We start from the raw sequence: 21,508 nt of genomic DNA, 5'->3' as shown, positions 1-21,508 counted from the left end.
ACTAACAATGGTCCCATCGGAATGATTTATTTTGAAGGAAATATTTAATTTCTCGCGAGCCTTCGACGTGCGGACCTCCTCCCGGAACGGGCAGAAGCGCGACGCGAGTTCGCCGAACGCCGCTCCGGCTGTTAGTGCCGACCGAGATGAGCCAGGCCGGCATTTCGCTCGCCGAAATCCGGGGTGCCGGGGTGGCTCTCACCCGCTTTGGCTACGGGCAGTCGATGACACCCAGACGCATCGCGCACCAACACGGGCGCAAATCGGAAAAGTTCGCGCTGGTAGCGCGCCTGAAGAGAAGAACCGCGATGGAAAATGAGCTCAGTCGTACTGTGGATGCGCTCCCGGGCCAGGTATGGACCGCACTGCCGGACGGCCGCATTGAATTCGTCAATCGCCCATGGTGCGAATATACCGGGCTTTCCGTCGAGCACGCGTGTGACGAGGGCTGGCAGTCGGCGTTCCATCCCGAGGACAGGTCTGCGCTGCTTGAAGCCTGGCAAGTCGTCGTTGCTTCCGGCGTGCGGGGCGAGGCGGAAGCGCGAATGCGTCGCTTCGATGGCATCTATCGGTGGTTTCTATGCCGTGTCAGCCCGGTTATTGACGATGCCGGCAACGTCGTGAAGTGGTGCGGGATCAACACGGATATCGAGGACCGTAAGCAGGCCGAGGCGTCCATCCGGGCACACGAGGAGCGCTTTCAACTGATCGTGGACGGGCTGCCTACGCGCGTCATTCTTTTTACGCCGGACGGGGACGTGCTTCAAGTCAACCGCCATACGCTCGAATATTCGGGGGCGACGCTCGAAGAACTGAAGCAGTGGACTAGCAGAGACTTTACCCACCCGGATGACCGACGAGCGACTGTTGCCCGATTTTATGCGTCAATCAGAACCGGCGAGCCTTACGATTTTGAGTCCCGTCATCGTCGCGCCGACGGCGTCTATCGATGGTTTCGCGTACAAGGCTTTCCGTTGCGGGACAAGGAGGGGCGAATCGCTCTCTGGTACTTCCTGCAGACGGACATCGACGACCGGAAGCGAGCCGAGGCGCTGCTTGCGGGCGAGAAGCGCCTGCTCGAAATGATCGCCATGGGCCAGCCCTTGCCCACGGTTCTTGATGACTTATGCCGGCTGGTCGAGCAGATCGTGAGCGACTGCTTCTGCAGTATTGCGCTGATCGAACCCGGCGACATGACATTCCAGCAGGTGAATGCGGCAGGCCTCGCTTTGACCTACACCTATCCTTCGAGTGGCGGCCGCGTCCACCTGGACTTGGGACCCTGCGGATTAGCAGCGTCGCTCAGCGAGCAGATCGTCGTATCAGATATCGCGGCTGATTCACGCTGGCCCACGGCATGGCGCGATCTGAGTCTCGCACATGGTCTGCGCGCGTGCTGGGCGACGCCGATCCTGTCACGTACAAACGAAGTGCTGGGAACATTTATGTTATTCCGGTCGGAGCCTGGAACCCCCTCTCCGTTTCAATCCGATCTAACAGGACGGCTTACACACCTTGCGAGTATTGCGATCGAGCGGGCACAGGGCGAACTCGCACTGAAGCGAAGCGAGGAGCGCTTCCGTGCGATCGTGGACACGACGCCGGACTGCGTGACGGTCCTCGCAAACGACGGGACGGTATTGTGCGCCAACTCGGCTGCACGCCGCGCATTGAGATCGGTGGGTGCGGAAGGTGTGATCGGAGCGTGTTACTTCGATTTCGTGGCTCCTGAACATCGCGCGCGGTATGTCGAGTTCAACAGAAACATTTGCTCGGGACGGGACGGCGTCCTGGAGTTCGACTTCATCTCGCCACACTACGAGCGACGGCACCTCGAAACCCATGCCGCGCCGATGCACGATTGCGACGGCGCGATCGTGCAACTGGGCGTCACACGTGACATCACGGTACGCAGGCGGGCGGAGGAGCAATTGCGCAAGAGCGCGGCGCTGATGGCCAAAGTCGAGCAGCTCACCTTGAGCGGAAGCTTTAGCTGGCGCCCAGAGACTGGTTCATTCACCTGGTCGGAACAGCTTTATCGCATCTTCGGCTTCGAGCCGGGGGTGAGAGTCACGCTGGATACGATCGCCGAGCGAGTCCACCCTGGCGACCTTCATCTACTACACGAAATGATCGAGCGAGCGCAAGATGGCCAACACCTGGAGTTCGAGCACCGCCTGCTCCTGTCCGACGGCTCGGTCAGGTATGTGCGCATACAGGCTCACGCGACGCGTAGCCCGCAGGGCTGGCTGGACTACATCGGCGCAGTACATGATGTCACCGAACGCAGGGAGTCTGAAGAAGCGCTCAGCGGTCTGCGCGTCGAATTAGCTCACGCAAGTCGGGTCAACAGCCTGGGTGCGCTGACCGCCTCGATTGCGCACGAGATCAATCAGCCGCTGGCCGGCATCATGACCAACGCCAGCACTGGCTTGCGCATGCTGAGCGCCCAGCCGCCCAATATTGAGGGTGCGCTCGGGACCGTGAAGCGCACGATCCGGGATGGACACCGCGCGTCGGAGATGATGACGCGTCTGCGCGCAATGTTCAGCAAGAAAGCGGTGACGAAGGATGCCGTCGATCTGGTCGAAGCCGCGAACGACGTCATCGAGCTACTGCACGCAGAGATCCGCAACAAACGGATCGTGCTACGACTGGAAACTGCCGAAAACCTGCCGCCGGCCACAGGCGACAGAGTCCAGCTCCAGCAGGTGGTGCTGAACCTGCTTCTCAACGCCGTCGAGGCGATGAATGGCATCGATGATCGCCCACGGCAGATGCTGGTCAAGATAGAGCGCGAGGATGGCGACCACGTGCGATTCACTGTCACTGATTCCGGCGTGGGCATCGACCCGCGGAATGTGGGCAGGCTATTCGACGCGTTCTTTACGACCAAGAGGGAAGGGATGGGCATTGGGCTGTCCGTATGCCGACGCATCATCGAGAGCCACGGTGGCCGCTTGTGGGCCAGTTCGAATGAGCGCTTTGGTGCGACGTTTTCATTCTCGCTACCGTCTCGAGCCGAATTCGAGGCGCCCGCGGACCGCTCTGTCAATAAGAGCCTGCCGGTGCGCCCGGACGCAGAGCAGTTCGTGAGCGACCTGTGATGGCCGAACGCTCGCTTATCGCGGTGGTCGACGACGACGAGTCGGTGCGCGAATCGCTGCCTGACCTGTTGCGTGAGTTCGGCTTTGCGGCGCAGGCTTTTGCTTCGCCCGAGGCGTTCCTGGCCTCCAGATGTGTGGGCGAGGTGCACTGCCTGATCCTCGACATGTGCATGCCCGGCATGTCTGGCCGGGACCTGCAGCGCGAACTGGTGCGGCGCCGGCAAACGGTTCCAATCGTCTTCATTACAGCGCATGGAGATGAAGCCCTCCGCCCACGCGTGTTGGAACAGGGTGCCGTTGAATGTCTCTTTAAACCATTCAGCGACACTGCTCTACTCGGGGCGATCCGGGCCGCGCTCCACGTCAAATGATTCATCCAGGTGCCTACGAATGGAGTTCTCAATGACACCAGCCCTTGTAATTGAACGTGAATCGGAATTTTCGCCGGCGCAAGCCACACCGATCGTTTTCGTCGTCGACGACGATGTCTCGGTGCGTGAGGCGCTCGAAGCTATGGTCCAATTTGCCGGTCTCAGAGCAGAGACGTACACCTGCGCACAGGACTTTCTCAAACGCCCTCGCGTTAAGGCGCCGAGCTGTTTGGTGCTGGACGTCATGCTTCCCGATCTCAGCGGCCTCGACCTTCAGAATCTCATTGCCGCCGAGCGGACCGACACGCCGATCATCTTCATCACCGCCTTCGGCGATGTGCCGATGACAGTGCAGGCCATGAAAGCCGGCGCGGTTGAATTTTTCACCAAGCCGTTTGACGACCAGGTCCTGCTCGATGCCATCCGGTACGCCATCGAGCGCAGCCGCGTGGCATTGAGCGATGAAGCCGAGCTGCAGTCGATCAGGGATCGTCACGCCTCACTCAGTGGGCGCGAGCGCGAGGTCATGGCATTGGTCGTGACCGGGCTTCTCAACAAACAGGTGGCGGCCGAGATGGGCATCGTAGAAATCACCGTAAAGATGCACCGCAGGCAGGTCATGCGAAAGATGAACGCCCGCTCGCTGGCCGAACTGATAAGCATGGCGCGAAGACTCTATCCCGACGGCGCGTCAAAGGCCGCGCTGCGACACGTCGCGTAAAGCGGTCTGCATACCGCTGGAAGACTACGCGAGCGACCTGACCATGCACCTGGAGGTTGCGTGCGCTCCGGTTCCCGTTTCTCCCTGTAGACTAGCGACGAGTTCGAGCATCGCTCCGGGAGAGTCGGGCACGAATGGCGCGTAGCGTTCCTGCGACCGATTGCACGTATGGGGCATGCGTCTGGCCTGCAAGTGTCGACGCTGGCCGCCTGGCACGCTGCCTCGGCCGATCCAATGCAGCCCGCAAGCTCATGTTTGGTCGTCGGTCGTTCGCTTTCTTACGCTCAGATGGGCGCCAACACTGCCTCCTGCCGACGACGCAATGGTGAACGATGCAACGCACGCTGCTTTGCCAATGCATTCAACCGTCGAGAAGACTGCTACGGCAACGCTGTGCGTGTACTCAAGGGGTAACGCCGGTGCTATGGCGAGCACCCCCATTCCACAGATGAACGTGAAGACCTGACGGGCAAAGCGCAGGTTGGCGATGGCGGCAGTACCGATGAGGCCGAGCAGTATTTTCGACGTCACCAAGGCGAGCAGCCCGGTCGGATCGATCGAGCCACCGAGCTCCAAAGGCAACTCGACTATCGCCCAGCTGCATACAGCAATGACAAACGCGTTGTACAGCACGTCACATTTTTGCGCGAACCCAACGGGATTCTTTTGAACACGTTTGGATAGAGCGTCCTTATAGTCTATCGAGTCGTTCATGATGGCTGCTTTCTCGGAATCCACTTGAAATCCTCCTCTTGGCGGGATAAATGTCCATAGCGCGCTCCCGCCATGGAGACAAACTACGTTCGATGGATGAAGCAAGCAATGCTGTTAAAGAGCGGAACGCTATCGCCATGGCGCTAGCGACACAGAACAGTGCATATGCATACCACGGGCATCTACGGGAAATGGCCTCCTGCAGAGACGCCGCCATGTGTGGACGTGGGGGAAATCTGCGTGCTGAGTGTCGGCCTGCGAACGAATTTATGGCATGCCCAATCCGGCCGCAATGACACTTTGGATGAGGGGGAACGTTACTTACTCGTGCCGATGCGGCGACGTCCCTACACCATTGTGCATTTGAGTCGCACGCCGCCTTGCGCTTAACATCTCTCTGGAAGGCGACTTCAGGACGACTTGCCAGGTAATCACTGCGGCAACGCGGCTCGATGATTCGGTAGGCCGGGCAGGCACATCGAAGGCGCTATCAACTGATGTTCCTCTCCGGACTGCGTAGTCTTCCTTCGCCACTTTCCACGTCGCTTACTGAGCGGCAATAGAGCAAGGTTCTTGTATGAGAGAGATCTGCCGGAATTTTTTTCGTTTCGTTATACTAATCGTAGGCTTGTCAAGCCTCGGTGGCTGCGACTGGGTCTTGATCAACTCGAAGGGCAGTGTCGGGCTTCAGGAGCGTGACCTCATCATTCTCTGTACCGGGTTGATGCTCATCGTGGTCTTGCCGGCGATCGTGCTGACCTTTGTATTTGCATGGCAGTACCGGGCGGCGAACCACAAAGCCACGTACATGCCAGAGTGGGAGCATTCCACGCGGGTCGAAGTCGTGGTCTGGGGTATCCCGATACTGATCATCGTCACACTAGCGACCATCGTGTGGAAGTCGACACACGAATTGGACCCGTACCGGCCGCTCGACGTGCCAGGCCAGCCCATCAACGTCGAAGTCATCGCCACCGACTGGAAGTGGATCTTCATCTATCCAGACCTCGGCATTGCCACAATCAATCAGCTGGTATTCCCCGCACATCGCCAGGTGGCGTTCAGCATCACCTCGAACTCGACGATGGGGACGTTCTTCATTCCCCAACTTGGCGGCCAGATCTACGCGATGGCGGGCATGCGAACCCAGTTGCACCTCATGGCAAACGAGGAGGGGAAGTTTCGTGGCATGTCGGGCAATTTCAACGGACCCGGCTTCTCCGACATGAAATTCATTGCGAGCGCCACCAGCGAGGAAGACTTCCGGCGCTGGGTGAAGCAAGTCCAGACCTCACCTAACCGGCTCGACTTCAACACGTTCCAGAAAGTGGCAAAACCCAGCCAGGGAACCGCCATCGTGCAATTCTCGCGGGTCCAGCCAGGCCTTTTCAGGGCTGTGATCGACCAGTTCGTTGCTCCGGGAGCGGACGCCGCGGCACACACAGCTCTTAACGTCAGCGCTTCGTCGAAAAGAGAGGAGTAACCCATTCATGTTCGGCAAATTGACATGGGCGGCCGTGCCACTGCACGAGCCGATCATCGCGGTCACCCTCGCGGGCATTGTGGTCGGCGCCGTGGCGGTTCTGGCCGCGATTACATGGTTCAAAAAATGGGCTGTGCTCTGGAACGACTGGATTACTACGGTCGACCACAAGCGCATTGGCATCATGTACATCTTTGTGGCAATCGTGATGCTGATCCGCGGCTTTGCCGACGCCATCATGATGCGCACGCAGCTTGCGCTCGCCGGACCCGGGCACTCGGGCTACCTGCCGCCGCATCACTATGACCAGATCTTCACGGCGCACGGCGTGATCATGATCTTCTTCGCGGCGACGCCTTTCGTCGTGGGCCTGATGAACATCGCCGTGCCGCTTCAGATCGGGGCTCGCGACATGGCGTATCCCTACCTGAACGCCTTCAGCTTCTGGCTGTTCGTCGTAGGGGTTGTGCTGGTCATGCTGTCGCTCGGCGTCGGCGAATTCGCGCAGACGGGCTGGGTCGCCTATCCGCCGTTGTCGGACATAAAGTTCAGTCCGGGGGTGGGGGTGGACTACTACATATGGGCGCTACAGGCATCGGGCCTGGGAACGCTGTTGACAGGCGTGAACCTCTTCGTGACCATTCTCCGGATGCGCGCGCCGGGGATGACTCTGATGAAGATGCCAATCTTCACGTGGACGGTGTTCGTCACCTGCGTGATCATCATCGCCGCGTTCCCGATCCTGACCGTTGCGTTGGCCGCGCTCGCGCTTGATCGCTACCTGGGGTTCCATTTCTATACGAACGAGCTCGGCGGCAATCCGACGATGTACGTCAACCTCATATGGGCGTGGGGGCATCCTGAGGTGTACATCCTCGTTCTGCCGTCGTTCGGGATTTTCTCAGAGGTCACGTCGACGTTCGCGCGCAAGAAGCTGTTCGGCTACAAGTCGATGGTGGGCGCGACGCTGGCAATCGGCATCCTGTCGTTCGTCGTCTGGCTGCACCACTTCTTCACGATGGGTTCGGGCGCGAACGTCAACAGCTTCTTCGGCATTATGACGATGATCATCGCCGTTCCGACCGGAGTGAAGATCTTCACATGGCTGTTTACGATGTACCGAGGGCGCGTCGAGTTCTCGACACCCATCCTCTGGGCGCTGGCGTTCCTCGTGACGTTTACGATCGGCGGCATGACTGGCGTGCTGCTCGCGATTCCGGGGGCCGACTTCCTGCTTCACAACAGTCTGTTCCTCGTCGCCCACTTCCACAACACGGTCATCGCAGGTGGGTTGTTCGGCTATTTCGCCGGTTTGAACTACTGGTTCCCAAAGGCCTTCGGCTTCAAGCTCAATGAACGTCTAGGCAAGTATTCGTTCTGGTGCTGGGTCATAGGCTTCTATCTCGCGTTCATGCCGCTTTACATGCTTGGCTTCATGGGCATGACCCGGCGCCTCAATCACTACGATAACCCGGCGTGGACGCCGTATCTCCAGGTCGCATGGGTGGGTGCGGTCTTCATCCTTGCCGGAATTGGCTTCCTCGTCGCGCAGATTCTCGTCAGCATCCGCGATCGCAAGCAGAACGTCGACGCCACCGGCGACCCATGGAATGCGCGCACGCTGGAGTGGTCGACGTCGTCGCCGCCGCCGTTCTACAACTTCGCCCAGGTACCGCGAGTGGATGCCGTGGATGCATTCTACGAGGCGAAAAAGCGAGGGCTGCCGCTGGGTCCGGGGAAATATGGGCCGATTCATATGCCGCGCAGCACCGGTATGCCGTTCATCCAGAGCGTATTCATCCTTTTGCTGTGCTTCGCGCTGATCTGGCACATCTGGTGGCTCGCGGGTGCAAGTTTCGTTACCACGATCGCGTTGGTGATCGTCCGCTCTTACAACGACGATACGGACTACTACGTTCCGGCCGATGAAGTCGAGCGGATCGAGCAAGCGCGCGTCGCTCCCATGACACGAGATCTGAAACATGTCTACGCAATCGCTGACTGAAACAACCACGACCGCGGATGCGGACGCACATGATGGCCACGACGCGGGCTCGCGCAAGGTGCTGGGGTTGTGGATCTATCTGATGTCCGACTGCATTCTGTTCGGTTCGCTTTTCGCGTCGTACGCGGTATTGAGCGGCGCGTTTGCAGGCGGACCCGGCCCGAAGGACATCTTCGAGCTGCCATATGTGCTCGCAGAGACGTTCGTGCTGCTGCTTTCCAGCATCACCTGCGGCTACGCGATGCTCGCCGTGCACCGGCGCGATCAGGGCGCCGTGCTCCGGTGGCTGAGTCTGACCTTAATTCTGGGCGCCGTCTTCATCGGCATGGAAATACACGAGTTCCGTCACCTGACTTCGCTCGGCTTCGGACCGCAGCGCAGCGGGTTCCTTTCTGGCTTCTTCGCGCTCGTCGGCACGCACGGACTGCACGTCACGTCCGGCGTGCTCTGGATGGCGGTGGTCCTCCATCAGGTGGCGACAAAAGGACTGACAACCACCAACGTGACACGGCTGTCGTGCCTGAGCCTCTTCTGGCACTTTCTGGATCTGGTCTGGATCTGCGTGTTTACGATTGTCTATTTGATCGGAGCGTTTTGACCATGGCAAACCATGCGACTACCCGCGCCGGGCAAGCGCCCGGCAGCGCGAAGTCCTACAACACGGGCTTCATCCTCTCGATCGTCCTGACGGTCATCCCGTTCGCGCTGTTCATGCATCCGGTGCTGCCGCGCGCGACGACGCTGCTCGTGGCCGTGATATTCGCGGTCATGCAAGTCGTGGTGCATCTCGTGTACTTTCTGCACATGAGCCGTTCCTCGGAGGGCGGCTGGAACCTGATCAGCTTCGTGTTCACGCTTGTGATCCTGTTCATCGTTGTGGTGCTCTCGGTCTGGATCATCTGGAGCATGCACTTCAACATGATGATCCATTGATCCACGGCGTGCAGCACACCCGCAGGATCGTGCGGCTGCAGCCGTTGCTGTGCTCTTGCCACCTAGTCCGACGAGCGTCGGCGCGAACGCCGCCGTGCAGGCCACCAGAAGCACCGATGTTTCCATCTCAGGATTGGCCGAAACAGAGACGATCTTCAGTCTGTCGTCTTGATCTCCAGCCAACCATTCGATCTGTGACGCGCGCGGCAGGGTTGTCCGACACATATCCGGACTCTACGTGTTGCCGAAGACAAGCAGGACCACGACGCCCCGGAAGTCCGTCAGCGTTCGCGAATTCCCGCTGGTATCGCACAGATGGAATTTGCCCGGAAGCCTCATCGACAGGTCGACATCGTACAGCCTCGATGAGTTTATTTGCGGCACTTCCTCAAGACGAGCATGAGCACCGTACAGATCTCTTGGCGACAGCGGGGGGCTGCGAGCTTCCTACCGGCGCCCCATCGTGCTATCGGACATGCTGGAGGCAGGGGTGCGGCGGGTCACGCGCGAAGCCGGGCGTGTCGTCAGTGCGACCAATGATGATTTTCTATAGGTGCTCGCCCGGGATTGAATTCCACGGGCAGTAGCATCCGACTGCCACGATCGGTGAGGGTTCGACATGTTCCCCCGCGACAAGCTTATCCAGGATCGGCTCCACGAAACTGTTGGCCGAGCTGCACACAAGGCCGTTGCTGTAGGGTCCCACATAGGCAAGTTTTCCATCCGCAGCCCAGATGGCGATCGCGGGGCTGGCGCCTATGTGCTCCATTCCATGGATTCCCGATAACGCCGTGAGCTTGCCTCGCAGAAAGTCTGGTAACTCGCCGCGAGTACCGGGCTTGCGCACGCTATAGAAGTCAATATTCGTGCCTCTGAACATCGTGATTAGATAGTTCAAGTGGGCGTGGGTATTCTCGTTACAGCTTGTGCAGTCGGGGTCCCAGAAGTGCACGACACGAATGCGTCCGGTATTGCCTGCCAGGTTCGGGGGAAGACGCAGGTCGGAGTCTCGAAAGAGAACAGCGTGATTCGAGTAATCGGTCGACCCACCGACGCCGAAGTATCGCAACAGTGCAAGGCCGGATCCGATCAGAATGCATACGCAGGTACAGAGAACCAGTATGACCGAGCGGCGACGCAGCAGGGGAATAGTTGGGGGCTCCTCGTTGGCTGGAGACATGTGGCGAGAGAAGAGGTGTTGACGCTTTTGATTAGCGACGGAGCCGACCATAGACCGTGTGGTCGACGAGTGGGTTGCCGCTTACTAAGCGCAGCAAGGCTTACGCCTACGAGTGAATCTAAAGTAAACCGCGCGCAGTCGCTATTACACTTTGGATTACATTTGACCTGATACTTCGTCCCACCGGTGCGAAGTTTCGATAAACCAATGTGCAATGGACCGGTGCGCCTCTTGCAACGTAGAGTTGCTGTCATGTCACGCTGTCCACTGAAGGCAGTGTGTGCGTGTGACTTTCGCGTTCATGCGCGGGTCCAGATTGGCCTCGTGTTTCCAGCGTTAATTGGCTCCAACCTGTACTAACACGCGATTTCCCGCTGCAGGGTGATTAGCAGGACCCACGCGGGAGGGTACGCGAATCAGCTAACCGGCTTAATTCCAGGAGCATCCAATGAGGACGAGAGAGTATGCAGAAGACGTTGCACGAGTCCAGGTCGAAATTCTCGATCACTTTGAAAACACACTCCTTATCCGCTGGGTGGAGCCCGGGCGATGTCATTATGGCGAGCAGCGTTGGCGTCGGCGTACCGCGAGGGTGCCGGGAGTGTGCGTTGTGACGCAACGAGCAATTCGACGCGGCGATGCTGTATATCGCCCCGCGGAACGACCCGTCCCGCCGAATGGATCGGCAATGATCTCCGTGGAGGCGTTCAAGCTATTCGATATGGCGCCGAGAGAATCCCGGCTGGCGCGCGAACGCCGGCGACCGCCTCGCCAACCTCAATGTGAGGCCGCGGTGGGCGGGGAAGAGTCTATCGAACGGGAGTAGCCGGCGCGAGACTTTGCAGCGTAAGAGCCAATTCAACGGGATCCGGATCCGCGTGTGATCCGGATGAACTACTGCAGATCCAACGCTGCGCCGCAGCGCCGTTTCATGGAGACTCGCATTGCGACACGGGAAAGCCTCTCTTGTACTCCGACGTGTTGTTGTCGGTTTCGCCATCGTCTCGACTGTGAGTCACGCAAACGAGATTGGTGGCAGAATGGACTGCCATATCGGAGCCCATGACTTCATTGAGCAGTTGGTCGAAGAAAAGGAGATCGATCCGGTACCGATGGAAGTGGCCAGCAACTCGGTCAACGCGTATCGACTGAGGCCGAATCAGAACTTGACCGCACTCGGATTCAAAGTCCGGGCTGTGTTTGGCTTTTCGCCGAACGATGCGATGTTCGCAAAGAGCGGCGGAGGTGATGTGTCCCACCCGGTCTATGGCGTTGTCGTCATGGCAGGGAAAGAGGCGGTTAGCGACCGCGTTCGCGAAACTGGGAGCCCGGCGACAGTGAAGGAAGTCATGCCGCTCGTCCTGTCGGCCGTCGTCTGTGAAGGATAGCTTGCCTTCGAGTAGCCGCCCCCCTCAAGCATTTGCGCTGTGCAGTCAAAATGTCGAGCGGCACTCGAAGGTCAATGCCGCTCCCGGCTTCGTATGAAATCGAGTTTCGTGCTGACCTGCATGCTGCGTTGTGGTGCGTAATAGTGTCGCGCATTGCTGTCTGCCGTTCCATATGCTTCGGCCCAAGAGAGCCGGATTTCCGCGTGGTAGCGGCGACGGCAAACACATGTGCCTTGACAATAGGGTTGACACCAAACGCAGTCGCTCCGGGGGGGGGCGTTGATAGCGCACAGGCTGCTATGTACCGCTACGCGTGCAATTTGAAACAGGCTGGGGACGCATTTACTCATGAAGCGATTCGTCGAAGGTAATGACCGTAGGCAGGTAACGCTATTGTCTGAATGTTTGGACGATTTCGTTGCCGAGGGCAACCCGGTCAGGATCGTCGAGGCCTTTGTCGAAGGACTGGAGCTTAAAACACTCGGTTTCGTCGGTGTTACGCCGTCAACAACGGTTGAGTTGTCCCTGTAACTCAGGACACGCCTGCGCAGTCAGGATCCCAGAAGTGCACGACACGAATGCGGCCGGTATTGCCTGCCAGGTCGGGCGGCAGACGCAAGTCAGAGTACCGGAAGAGAAGTGGCTGATTCGAATAACGGGTCGAAACACCCACGCCGAAGTATCGCCACAGCGCCACGCCGGTCCCGACCAGTATGCATACGGCAACACAGAGAAACAGGACGACCGCGCGGCGACGCAGCGGGGGTAGGGTTGATCGAGGGGGAACCTCGTCATTGGCTGGAAACATGTGCGGCCGGCGAGGTGTCGAGGCGTTTCCTAAAAGTCACGATGCCGTGGCTTGCGAACGAGGTCGATAGCCTCCCTCAGAGTCATGGCCGTTACACCATTCATCTGCGTCTTGATGCGAGGCAGTGTGATGTAGGTACGGCATATCTCGCGGTAATACTCGTCATGGGCCTGCTCACTTAACCAGTTGAGTCGTTCGCTGTCCGCATTGCTGGTATGGGCCTCGACCAGGTGCTTGCGAAGCAGCTCGATCTCGTTGGCGACTTGTCGAAGGGTATCGGCTGCCTCACCCGTCATCAATTCGGCCTGTTTTCTTATCTGGTCAAGATCAACGCGCATAATCAGTTTTTTAGGCATTGCAATAGTGTTGCGGGACAACGTCCTCTTCTCACGCGGACTGGGCAAACCTATCAGACCTGGTCACTCAGCTCGCGGCTCAGCAGGGCCGCCACAATCAACGAGCGACGATGAGCACGACTTCGAACCCAAGTAACATGTTCTGAAGGAAAACGAACTGCACCCCTTTCGGTACGAGATTGCCCACGATACGCAAGCCAGTTGCCCGAAGTCCACGACAAGGCTTCCCTCTACGAATGAATTTAAATTAAACCCAGCACAGCCGCAATTGCACTTTGGTTTACGTATGACATGAAACTGCGTCCCACCGGCGCATGTCTCTACACCATTGTGCAATGGACCGGTGCACGCCTTGCAACGTAGAGTTCTCTTCATGTCACGCTGTTCACTGACCGAATCGGACGCGTGACTGTGGTACGCGAATCGGTTAAACGGCTTGATTCAAGGAGCAGCCAATGAGGACGAGAGAGTACGCTGCAGAAGATGTTCCACGAGTCCAGATCCAGATTCTTGAGCAATTCGCAGACACGCTCATTATCCGATGGGTGGAACCCGGTCGATGCCACTATGGCGAGCAACGTTGGCGCCGTCGTTCCGCGAGGGTGTCAGGAGTGTGCGTCGTTTCGCAACGAGTAATCCGACGCGGCGACGACGTATTTTGCCCCACCGGGCGACCTGTCCCACCGAACGGATCAGCGATGATCTCCGTGAAGGCGTTCAAGACAACTGAAATAGTGCCGGGAGAATTCCGGTTGACGCGTGAACGCCGGGGATTGGCTCACCAACCTAAGTGTGAGGCTGCGCAGGACGGGATCGAGTCGACGGGATCTGGACTTCACGTGTAGTCCGGATCTGCTTCCCCATTTCCGGCGCTGCGCTGGCGCGCCGTTTACTGGGGGAGCGCATTGCTGCCCGTGAAAGTCTCTCATTTGCTTCGATGTGCCCCGGTCGGCTTAGCGCTCCTCTCGAACCCGGCGACGGCGAAAGTAACGTCACTTGTCATGGCTGCTGTCGCTTGCGAGAAGTCGAGTTGAGCGCTTTTTCCAATCCAGTCATCACGAAAGCAATGACTCATCGTACATGGCCCGGCTTTGCCACCGCCTGCTTCCCCTTGGTCGTGACTTCGCTCGCGGGTTGCGCTGCTCGTGGCGCACCGTCCTGGTCGCTGTTCGGCGCTTACTTTCCGTTCTGGCTTGTGAGCGCTGTGACTGGGATCGTGGGTGCACTGATCGCGCATCGCACGTTCGTTGCCACCGGCTGGGTTCGCCGGGTGCCCAACCAGCTCGCTGTCTGCACGGCAATTGGTATCGTCGTTGGGGTACTCGCCTGGCTGTTCGGAACGGGGCGATTCTGATATGAAAATGGCCGGTGACAATTCCGGGCGTAAATGGCAAGGCCGCGCGATCGCCATCGCGATCGTCCTGTTCGGCGCCGCTGCACTCTGGTACGCGTACGACCGCTCGACGCGCTATCCATCCACCGACGACGCGTCTATCGACGCCGACGTCGTTCATGTCGCCTCGCCCGTAGGCGGCCGCATCGTTCGGGTGCCCGTCGAAGAGAATCAGCAGGTGGCCAAGGGAGACGTGCTGTTCGAGATCGATCCCGTGCCCTACCGTCTCGCGGTCGCCCAGGCGCAGGCCGAACTCGAAATGGCGCGGGCCCAGTTGGGCACGCGGCACCGTACGCTGATCGGCGAAAACTCGAACGCGGCCATCGCGGCCGACCAGACCCGCCGCGCCACGCACAATTACGATCTGGCGACGCGCAGCGTCAATCGCCTGCAGCCGCTCGCGGCGCAGGGCTATGTTTCGGCGCAGCAGTTCGACCAGGCGATGGTCGCGCAGCGCGACGCCAGCGTGTCGCTGCAGCAGGCCAAAGAACAGCAGCGCTCGTCTGCGCTGACCGTCGGTGACGACGCCGATGCGATCGCCACCATGCATGCGCGAGAGGCGGCGCTGGCGATCGCGCAGCGGGCGCTCGACGACACCGTTGTGCGTGCGCCTTTCGATGGCTACGTAACAGGACTCTCGATACTCGCGGGCGAAACGGTCCTGCCCAACCAGTCCATCTTCACGCTCATCCACGCGGGCGAATGGTTCGCCGTGTCGAATTTCCGCGAGACGGCGCTCGGTGCGATCGCCGTCGGCGACTGCGCGACCGTGTATTCGATGATCGACCGTAAAGTGGCCATGCAAGGCAAGGTGATCGGCATCGGGGCCGGCATCACGGACACCGACCGCCTGAACCTGCCGCGCGGTCTGCCTTACGTGCAGCAGTCGGTGAACTGGGTGCGCGTTGCGCAGCGCTTCCCGGTTCGCGTGCGGATCGATGCGCCGGCCCCGCGCCTGGTGCGGGTGGGCGCGAGCGCAATTGTCGAGGTCCGGCATGGCCAGTCTTGCCGGTGAGGTCCGCGCGCCGGGTCTGCGGGAAATCGCGCGGCTGCTCGCGCCCTTTCCGGGGCGTGCATCGATGGTCGCCCGGATTGCGCTGATCTGCGCTTTGACCGTGCTCGTCACGAGCGCCTATGGCACGCCCGCGGCCTCGCTCTCAGCGTATATCGTGCTGCTCCTCAACAAGCCGGATCGCGTTACGAGCATCGTTACGTCGATCGTCATGCTGCTGGTTGTGACCGTGATCATCGGTATCGTGATGGTCGTCGCGATCTTCTGCATCAACGAACCGGCGCAGCGTGTCGCGAGCATGACGGTGCTTTCGGTCGCGCTTCTGTTCGCGACATCGGCGAGCAAGCTCAAGCCCGTCGGCGCGATCGCGGCCATGATCACCGGTTTCGGACTCGACGAACTGGGCCTCGCGCCGGTCGGCGAAGCCGCGACGCGCGGCCTGCTGTACGTCTGGCTGTGTGTCGCGATTCCGATTGGCATCGCGATCGTCGTGAATCTGCTCCTCGCACCCTCGCCGCGGCGCCTGGCATGCGCGCAGCTCGCGAGGCGCCTCAAGCTCGCCGCGCAGTGCCTGGCTGGCACCACCACTGGCGCCGGGCGCGCCGCATTCGAGGCGTGTCTGCGCGAAGGTGATCAGCAGATCATGAAATGGCTGAAGTTTTCGAAGCTCGAAGGCACGTCGACGGACGCCGACTTCGCTGCGCTGCGCCAGGCGGCGGCATCAACCACGGCCATCCTGGTTGCGGTGGACCTCGCCACGCGCGAACCCGGCGCCCGGTTTCCCGACGACTGCGCTGCCCGACTGGCGCAGATCATGGAGCAGATGGCCACGATGCTCGACGCGGGCGGATATCCCGTCGACTTCGAGGCGAAGATGCCTGAGAGCGCCGGACTTTGGCCGCTTGCTGCATTCGTATTCGCCGATTTGCGCGCCGCGCTGGAGGGTTTCGCCGTGCCGCCTCCGAAGACCGAAGCATTGTCGCCCCCAGCGCCGGCCGAGCCAGCGCGGGAGCGAAGCGGCTTCTTCGACGCGGACGCATTCACAAATCCCGTTCATAAGCGCTACGCCCTGAAGACCACGGTGGCAGCGATGTTCTGCTACGTGCTGTATCAGCAGCTGGACTGGCAGGGCATTCACACGTGCTTTATCACCTGCTACATGGTCTCGCTCGGCACGACTGCCGAGACAGTCGAGAAGCTGACGCTGCGCATCGCCGGCTGCCTGATCGGCGCGCTGCTTGGCACGGCGGCGATCGTGTTCGTGACACCGGCGCTCACCTCCATCGGCCAGTTGATGGCGCTGGTGTTCGCGGGTGCGTGGCTCGCGGCGTGGGTCGCAACCGGCTCGCCGCGCATTGGCTACGCGGGCATGCAGATCGCGTTTGCGTTCTTTCTATGCGTGGTTCAGGGTGCCGCGCCCAAGTTCGACCTCACGCTTGCCCGCGACCGCGTAATTGGCGTTCTGATTGGGAACGTGGTGGCCTACCTGATATTCACGCGTGTCTGGCCCGTGAGCGTTGCCGGCCGGATCGATGCCGCGCTGACCGCGCTCGTTGCGCGGTGGACCCGGATTGCGCGCGCCACCGACCCTGACACACGCAGTGCGCTGGTCGCTGGGGCGCTCGCCGAACTCGGCAGCCTGCGCCAGTATCTGGGTGTGATCCACTACGAACCGTCGTGGGTGCGTCCCGCTTCCGGCTGGATTGCGAGCCGACGGCGTGCACTCGCGGAGCTCGCGGCGCTGGAGGGACCGATTGTCCTGGCGGCCGGCCGCGCAGGCCCTGCGGCCGATGCGCGGTTGCGGGAACTCGAGCAGCGGATGGAGTCCGGCGAGCCCACGAACGGCGCCGCCGGGCGGATCAACACCGCCAGGCAGGCGCAGCCCCCCAATCCCGCAGTCGAAAGCGCGGCCGACCTCAATGTCAAAGCACTATTTGACGTCATGGATGCGCGGCTTGACCAGATTGCCGACGAAGCACGCTCAGGCGAACCGAAGGAGACGCAGACCGATGCGCACCGTTGAACCGACGCCCTGGCTGATCGTGTTGGCCGCGCTCGGGCTGGCCGGATGCGCGACGTCCTCGCTCGATCTCGCGCCTGCCGCACCGGACCGCCCGTGGCAGCCGCAGACCACCGCCGCCGGCGATATCGTGCCAGGACCGCCGCGCACCGGCGCGACTGCCCAGGGCGCGGGCTATACGCTGCCGAATAGCGCCGGACTGGCGTCCGTCGATCTCGCAGCGGCGCTCGAGCCGAACCACGCGTACACGCTGCCCGAACTGATCGATCTTGCGGAGACTTCGAATCCGCTTACGCGGATCGCCTGGAACGACGCACGCAATGCGGCCCTGGCGGCGGGTATCGCGAAGGTTGCGTATCTGCCGCAGCTGACGGCGACCGCGATGGGCGGCTATCAGGCCGCGGGGGGCTCGCAATCGACGTTGCTCGGCAACGCTTCGACCAGTGAGAACATTCACGGCACCGTCTCCGTGCTCTCACTGCAATGGCTGCTGTTCGACTTCGGCGGCCGCCGCGCGCGTGTCGATGCCGCTACTCACCTTTCCGTGGCGGCGAACGTGGCGTTCACGGCCGTCCACCAGCAGGTGATCCACGCAGTGAGCATCGCGTACTACGCGTACGAAGCCGCATGGGCGCGCGAGCAGACGGCGCAGCAGTCGCTCGACAATGCCGACGGCATTCTCGTGGCCGCCCGGGCGCGGGTGAAACATGGCGTCGCCACGGTCGTCGAGGTTGCACAGGCCACGCAGAATCGCGCGCAGGCGAATCTAGTCAAAGTGCAGGCGGATGGCGCGCTGAGCGACAGCTATAACAATCTCATATCCGCGCTCGGCATCTCGCCGTTGTCGAAGCCTGCGATCGCCCCGCTGGCGTCGCAGGCGCTTTCACCCGCACTGCACCAGTCGGTCGATAAAATCGTCACCGATGCGATCGCGCGGCGGCCGGACGTTCAGGGCGCCTACGCACTGGAAGAGGCGAACCAGGCGAAGATCCGCGCGGCCGAAGCGTCCTTCATGCCGAAGGTGTTCCTATCCGCCACGGCGGCGTACGGTACGGGCAGCACGGCGATCACGGCGATTCCGCCGGTAGGCGATCAGGCGGCGACCGTGAATCTGGCCGGCAGCCGCCGCAGCGGCAGCGTGTTCCTGGGCGTGACGATCCCACTGTACGACGGCGGGTTACGTTCGGCTGTGCTGATGCAGGCCCGCAACGACGCGGATAGTGCGTCCGCCCAGCTCACGCGAACCAGACAGGAAGCAGTCCGGCAGGTTGTCGCCGCACAGAGCACGCTCTCCACAAGCCTTGCTTCGAATGCGGCTGCAAAGGAACTGGTGGCCGCGGCACAGACGACCTATGACGCTGCGTTTGCTGCGTACCGGCACGGCGTCGGTTCGATCACAGAAGCACTGCTCGCGCAAAACCAGCTGATCGCGGCGCAGGACGCCTATGCGGACAGCTACAGTGCTGCGCTGTCCGCCGCCGCCTCGCTCGCGCTCGCAACCGGAGAGATCGGTACGACGACGGCGAATGGCGAGCCAAACTGGTAGTGCGACGAAGAATCAGGCAGGTATACAAAGTGTAGGCGCCGACAAACTGGATTGCTTAAGCCGTCGTGATAAGGGTTTGGCGCCGCGCACGAAGGTCGAGCAATGGCGCCACGGTGGCGCCGTTCGCGTCGAACGAATCCGCGGCGGCGGACGCGCTCACACATCAATCTCCCCTATAGACGGGCGCGCGACGTTCGAAGGTAGCGGCCAGAGCCTCGCGATGATCCGCCGTTCGATGCGCGATACCCTGAAACGCCGCCGACAACTCCAGCAAGCTAGGCAAATCCATGCGCTGTCCTTCGCGCACGAGCCGTTTGGACATGCGCAGGACGTCGGGCGGATTGCTGGCGATACTGCGTGCGAGCGTTAAAGCCGATTCCATCAGCTCCCCGTCGGGCACGACACGGGATACGAGGCCCCACTCGGTGGCGCGCCTTGCATCGACCGGGGTGCCAGTGAAGATCATCTCGCTCGCGCGCGAGAGACCAATCGCGCGCGGCAGCAGCCAGGCGCCGCAATCACCGGGAATGATGCCGACTTTTGCGAAGCTCTCAGCGAAAAGCGCACTTTCCCCGGCGATGCGGATATCGCACATCAATGCGAGGTCACAGCCCGCGCCGTGTGCAGGACCGTTGACCGCTGCGATGCATGGCACGTCGAGCTCATGAAACGCGCGCGGAATGCGCTGAATGCCGCGCCGATAATTTTCATTTGCAACACCTCCACTGCTCACATAGCAGCCACGCTGGGACGCGCTCCTTCCACTATAAGCCGCGAGTTGCAGCGCAACGGAGGCCGCCAATGCTATCGAGCAAGTCAGGCGGATGCGATCGCCTGGGAGCGGGCACGTCGGCCGAAGGTTTGCAAATTAGTGAGTAACCAGACGCTAGCGGGAGTTGTTGCTGCAAAGCCGAGGCTACAGGGGTCTCCCGAGCAGATTTCTGGTTGGCTCAATTGCATATGCTGCCAACAAGGACAATCTGGTGTCACACGAGACGATCTAGCAGGTTGCGGAAATACACCCCGACGGAAGCGGCTTTTCTCCATTTACGCGGCCGCCGTCGCTCGATCTTTCGCATTGTGTAATTTCAGTGCGAACCAACCTTTTTTAAAGCGGCGTGAGGTCGATTCTGGCCTCATTTCCGCCGTGTCCCGCCGCTATGGGCGGACTTCTGCCAGCGATCGCATGCGCACGAGGTTGCAGGCCGCCATGTTCAACACGAACATCTGGTCCACCTTCTTCAAACCGCGCACCATCACCTGGCGCATGCGTCCCACGGTTTTGGCCCAGCCGAAACCTTGTTCGATCAACTTGCGCTTTTGCTGCGAAATGGCGTAGCCCACGCTCGAGGCAATCGTATCGGGCACCGCCGAACGTCGCCCCGCGGTGTTTTGCGCAACGTGTGGTGTGACCTTCATCTGCTGGCACGCCTCGATGAATTCCTGGGCGTCGTAACCCTTGTCTGCACCCAACGTCACTTCTGCGTTCGGATCCTTTGCCGCTTGCCGCGCGTCGTGAACCATGATCTTGGCCGCTTCACGCTCGGCATGCCCGTCGGCGCGTGTCACGCGTGCATTGACCACCAGGCCGTGCCGGTTATCGGTCAGCATATGGCCCATGTACCGTAATTCGCTGGCCGTCTTGCCTTTGCGATAGAGCTGCGCATCAGGGTCGGTTCTCGACTGATGTGTTTCGTTGCTGCGTTTCTCGCCCTTGAAGTCGCCCGCGCCATCACCATCGCCGTCCTGATCGTCACCGTCCTTGCGTACGAAGCTCTTGTGTCCGGCCCACGCCTGGATCAGCGTGCCGTCCACGCTGAAATGCTCGCCCGAGAGCAGACACTTCTTCTCGGCAATGGCTACCACTTCGTTGAAGAATTCGATGACCGCATCGTGCTTGATCAATCGCTCGCGGTTCTTCGTGAAGACCGTGGGCACCCACACCTCGTCATCCATTGCCAGGCCGATGAACCAGCGAAAAAGCAGGTTGTATTGCACCTGCTCCATCAGTTGGCGCTCGGAACGGATGCTGTAAAGCACTTGAATCAGCATGGCTCGCAGCAACTTCTCTGGCGCGATGCTCGGCCGCCCGCCCTTTGTGTCCGATTCGTACATCTGGGCGAACAGTCGATCCATCTTCGCGAGCGCTTCGTTCGCCATCACGCGGATCGAACGTAACGGATGCGACTTCGGAACGAACTCGTCCAGCTTACGTACAGAAAACAGACTCTCGGTGAACGTGTCGGCGCCGCGCATGATCTCGATGTGGCAAGTGGAAGTCCATCTATCAACGTTCGACGAACTCTCCGCGATGACGTGTTTCTGCGGTACTTCAGCAACCTGCTAGTCTTACTGTGTCACAAAATTCATTTGCAGCGAAGCGATACCTGGTAGTATTGAATAATACAGACTTCGGGCGATCGCGATGAGAGAAGATGTCGATGAATTTGACGCGTATCTGGATCATCTGG

At 60.5% G+C, this 21,508-nt stretch carries 17 protein-coding genes and 5 pseudogenes; 16 read left to right on the top strand and 6 right to left on the bottom strand.

All coding sequences use genetic code 11. The annotated features are described in order from the left end of the window. Positions 1-146 precede the first annotated feature (146 nt). From AB4Y42_RS40300 to AB4Y42_RS40290, 3 genes are read left to right on the top strand one after another with little or no spacing between them, the layout of a single operon-like run. Positions 147-3,107: a PAS domain S-box protein gene (locus AB4Y42_RS40300; protein ID WP_368697403.1), complete on the top strand. Its 2,961-nt coding sequence runs from the start codon at positions 147-149 to the stop codon at positions 3,105-3,107. Further along, on the top strand, positions 3,107-3,478 hold the full coding sequence (locus AB4Y42_RS40295) for a response regulator (protein ID WP_368697402.1): 372 nt from the start codon (positions 3,107-3,109) through the stop codon (positions 3,476-3,478). The genes AB4Y42_RS40300 and AB4Y42_RS40295 overlap by 1 nt, the downstream gene beginning before the upstream one ends. A 31-nt stretch (positions 3,479-3,509) precedes the next feature. Beyond that, positions 3,510-4,199, top strand: coding sequence for a response regulator transcription factor (locus AB4Y42_RS40290; RefSeq protein WP_368697401.1), 690 nt, complete (start codon positions 3,510-3,512; stop codon positions 4,197-4,199). Positions 4,200-4,448: 249 nt separating this feature from the next. On the opposite strand, the gene AB4Y42_RS40285 is transcribed toward AB4Y42_RS40290, so the two are convergent. Next, positions 4,449-4,937, bottom strand: a complete 489-nt coding sequence (locus AB4Y42_RS40285) for a hypothetical protein (RefSeq protein ID WP_368697400.1) — start codon at positions 4,935-4,937, stop codon at positions 4,449-4,451. Positions 4,938-5,490: 553 nt separating this feature from the next. Here AB4Y42_RS40285 and cyoA point away from each other — a divergent pair. Genes cyoA through cyoD form a run of 4 tightly spaced genes read left to right on the top strand, consistent with a single transcriptional unit; the run spans position 5,491 to position 9,334 of the window. Then, positions 5,491-6,396 carry a ubiquinol oxidase subunit II gene (gene cyoA / locus AB4Y42_RS40280; RefSeq protein WP_368697399.1) on the top strand — a complete coding sequence of 302 codons (906 nt, stop codon included), beginning with the start codon at positions 5,491-5,493 and terminating at the stop codon, positions 6,394-6,396. Between the two features lie 7 nt (positions 6,397-6,403). Beyond that, on the top strand, positions 6,404-8,401 hold the full coding sequence (gene cyoB / locus AB4Y42_RS40275) for a cytochrome o ubiquinol oxidase subunit I (protein WP_368697415.1): 1,998 nt from the start codon (positions 6,404-6,406) through the stop codon (positions 8,399-8,401). Beyond that, positions 8,379-8,999, top strand: a complete 621-nt coding sequence (cyoC, locus tag AB4Y42_RS40270) for a cytochrome o ubiquinol oxidase subunit III (RefSeq protein WP_368697398.1) — start codon at positions 8,379-8,381, stop codon at positions 8,997-8,999. The genes cyoB and cyoC overlap by 23 nt, the downstream gene beginning before the upstream one ends. Before the next feature lie 2 nt (positions 9,000-9,001). Next, positions 9,002-9,334 (top strand): cytochrome o ubiquinol oxidase subunit IV, encoded by a 333-nt coding sequence (cyoD, locus tag AB4Y42_RS40265; protein WP_368697397.1) that lies wholly within the window; start codon positions 9,002-9,004, stop codon positions 9,332-9,334. Between the two features lie 51 nt (positions 9,335-9,385). On the opposite strand, the pseudogene AB4Y42_RS40260 reads toward cyoD, so the two are convergent. Together AB4Y42_RS40260 and AB4Y42_RS40255 are read right to left on the bottom strand one after the other, a co-directional pair. Next, positions 9,386-9,559: pseudogene (locus tag AB4Y42_RS40260) on the bottom strand (SCO family protein); the annotation flags it as partial. 322 nt (positions 9,560-9,881) lie between these two features. Then, positions 9,882-10,103 carry a DUF6436 domain-containing protein gene (locus tag AB4Y42_RS40255; protein WP_368697414.1) on the bottom strand — a complete coding sequence of 74 codons (222 nt, stop codon included), beginning with the start codon at positions 10,101-10,103 and terminating at the stop codon, positions 9,882-9,884. An 859-nt stretch (positions 10,104-10,962) separates the two neighbouring features. Between AB4Y42_RS40255 and AB4Y42_RS40250 the strand changes: the two are divergent. From AB4Y42_RS40250 to AB4Y42_RS40240, 3 genes and pseudogenes are all read left to right on the top strand, one after another. Beyond that, positions 10,963-11,208, top strand: a pseudogene (locus AB4Y42_RS40250) (DUF3331 domain-containing protein); the annotation flags it as partial. Positions 11,209-11,554: 346 nt separating this feature from the next. Next, positions 11,555-11,902: a hypothetical protein gene (locus AB4Y42_RS40245; protein ID WP_368697396.1), complete on the top strand. Its 348-nt coding sequence runs from the start codon at positions 11,555-11,557 to the stop codon at positions 11,900-11,902. Between the two features lie 348 nt (positions 11,903-12,250). Further along, positions 12,251-12,415 (top strand): annotated as a pseudogene (locus tag AB4Y42_RS40240) (IS5/IS1182 family transposase); the annotation flags it as partial. Between the two features lie 324 nt (positions 12,416-12,739). Here the strand turns inward: AB4Y42_RS40240 and AB4Y42_RS40235 are convergent. Then, positions 12,740-13,087, bottom strand: a complete 348-nt coding sequence (locus tag AB4Y42_RS40235; protein ID WP_368697395.1) for a hypothetical protein — start codon at positions 13,085-13,087, stop codon at positions 12,740-12,742. A gap of 434 nt (positions 13,088-13,521) precedes the next feature. On the opposite strand from AB4Y42_RS40235, the pseudogene AB4Y42_RS40230 reads away from it, so the two are divergent. The 5 genes and pseudogenes from AB4Y42_RS40230 to AB4Y42_RS40210 all read left to right on the top strand — a co-directional run. Continuing rightward, a pseudogene (locus AB4Y42_RS40230) lies at positions 13,522-13,770 on the top strand (DUF3331 domain-containing protein); the annotation flags it as partial. 362 nt (positions 13,771-14,132) lie between these two features. Further along, a complete protein-coding gene (locus AB4Y42_RS40225) occupies positions 14,133-14,420 on the top strand; it encodes a hypothetical protein (protein WP_368697413.1) in 288 nt (95 codons plus the stop codon). 1 nt (position 14,421) lies between these two features. Beyond that, entirely contained in the window at positions 14,422-15,474 is a 1,053-nt protein-coding gene (mdtN, locus tag AB4Y42_RS40220) for a multidrug transporter subunit MdtN (RefSeq protein ID WP_368697394.1), read from the top strand. Then, positions 15,455-17,494: an FUSC family protein gene (locus AB4Y42_RS40215; protein ID WP_368697393.1), complete on the top strand. Its 2,040-nt coding sequence runs from the start codon at positions 15,455-15,457 to the stop codon at positions 17,492-17,494. Before mdtN ends, AB4Y42_RS40215 begins: the two co-directional genes overlap by 20 nt. After that, the gene (locus AB4Y42_RS40210; RefSeq protein ID WP_368697392.1) at positions 17,481-19,037 is read left to right on the top strand and encodes a TolC family protein; all 1,557 of its coding nucleotides are present in this window, start codon (positions 17,481-17,483) and stop codon (positions 19,035-19,037) included. Before AB4Y42_RS40215 ends, AB4Y42_RS40210 begins: the two co-directional genes overlap by 14 nt. Positions 19,038-19,200: 163 nt before the next feature. On the opposite strand, the gene AB4Y42_RS40205 is transcribed toward AB4Y42_RS40210, so the two are convergent. Further along, positions 19,201-19,839, bottom strand: a complete 639-nt coding sequence (locus AB4Y42_RS40205; protein ID WP_368697391.1) for an enoyl-CoA hydratase-related protein — start codon at positions 19,837-19,839, stop codon at positions 19,201-19,203. Between AB4Y42_RS40205 and AB4Y42_RS40200 the strand changes: the two are divergent. After that, a pseudogene (locus AB4Y42_RS40200) lies at positions 19,771-19,917 on the top strand (helix-turn-helix domain-containing protein); the annotation flags it as partial. The gene AB4Y42_RS40205 and the pseudogene AB4Y42_RS40200 sit on opposite strands and share 69 nt — an antisense overlap. A gap of 278 nt (positions 19,918-20,195) precedes the next feature. Here AB4Y42_RS40200 and AB4Y42_RS40195 read toward each other — a convergent pair. After that, on the bottom strand, positions 20,196-21,293 hold the full coding sequence (locus tag AB4Y42_RS40195) for an IS5 family transposase (protein WP_368697390.1): 1,098 nt from the start codon (positions 21,291-21,293) through the stop codon (positions 20,196-20,198). Between the last annotated feature and the right edge of the window lie 215 nt (positions 21,294-21,508).

The organism is Paraburkholderia sp. EG286B (genome assembly GCF_040965655.1).
Classification (GTDB): domain Bacteria; phylum Pseudomonadota; class Gammaproteobacteria; order Burkholderiales; family Burkholderiaceae; genus Paraburkholderia.
Note: the sequence above shows the minus strand (reverse complement) of the source record. Positions and strands in the feature narration are given on the sequence as shown.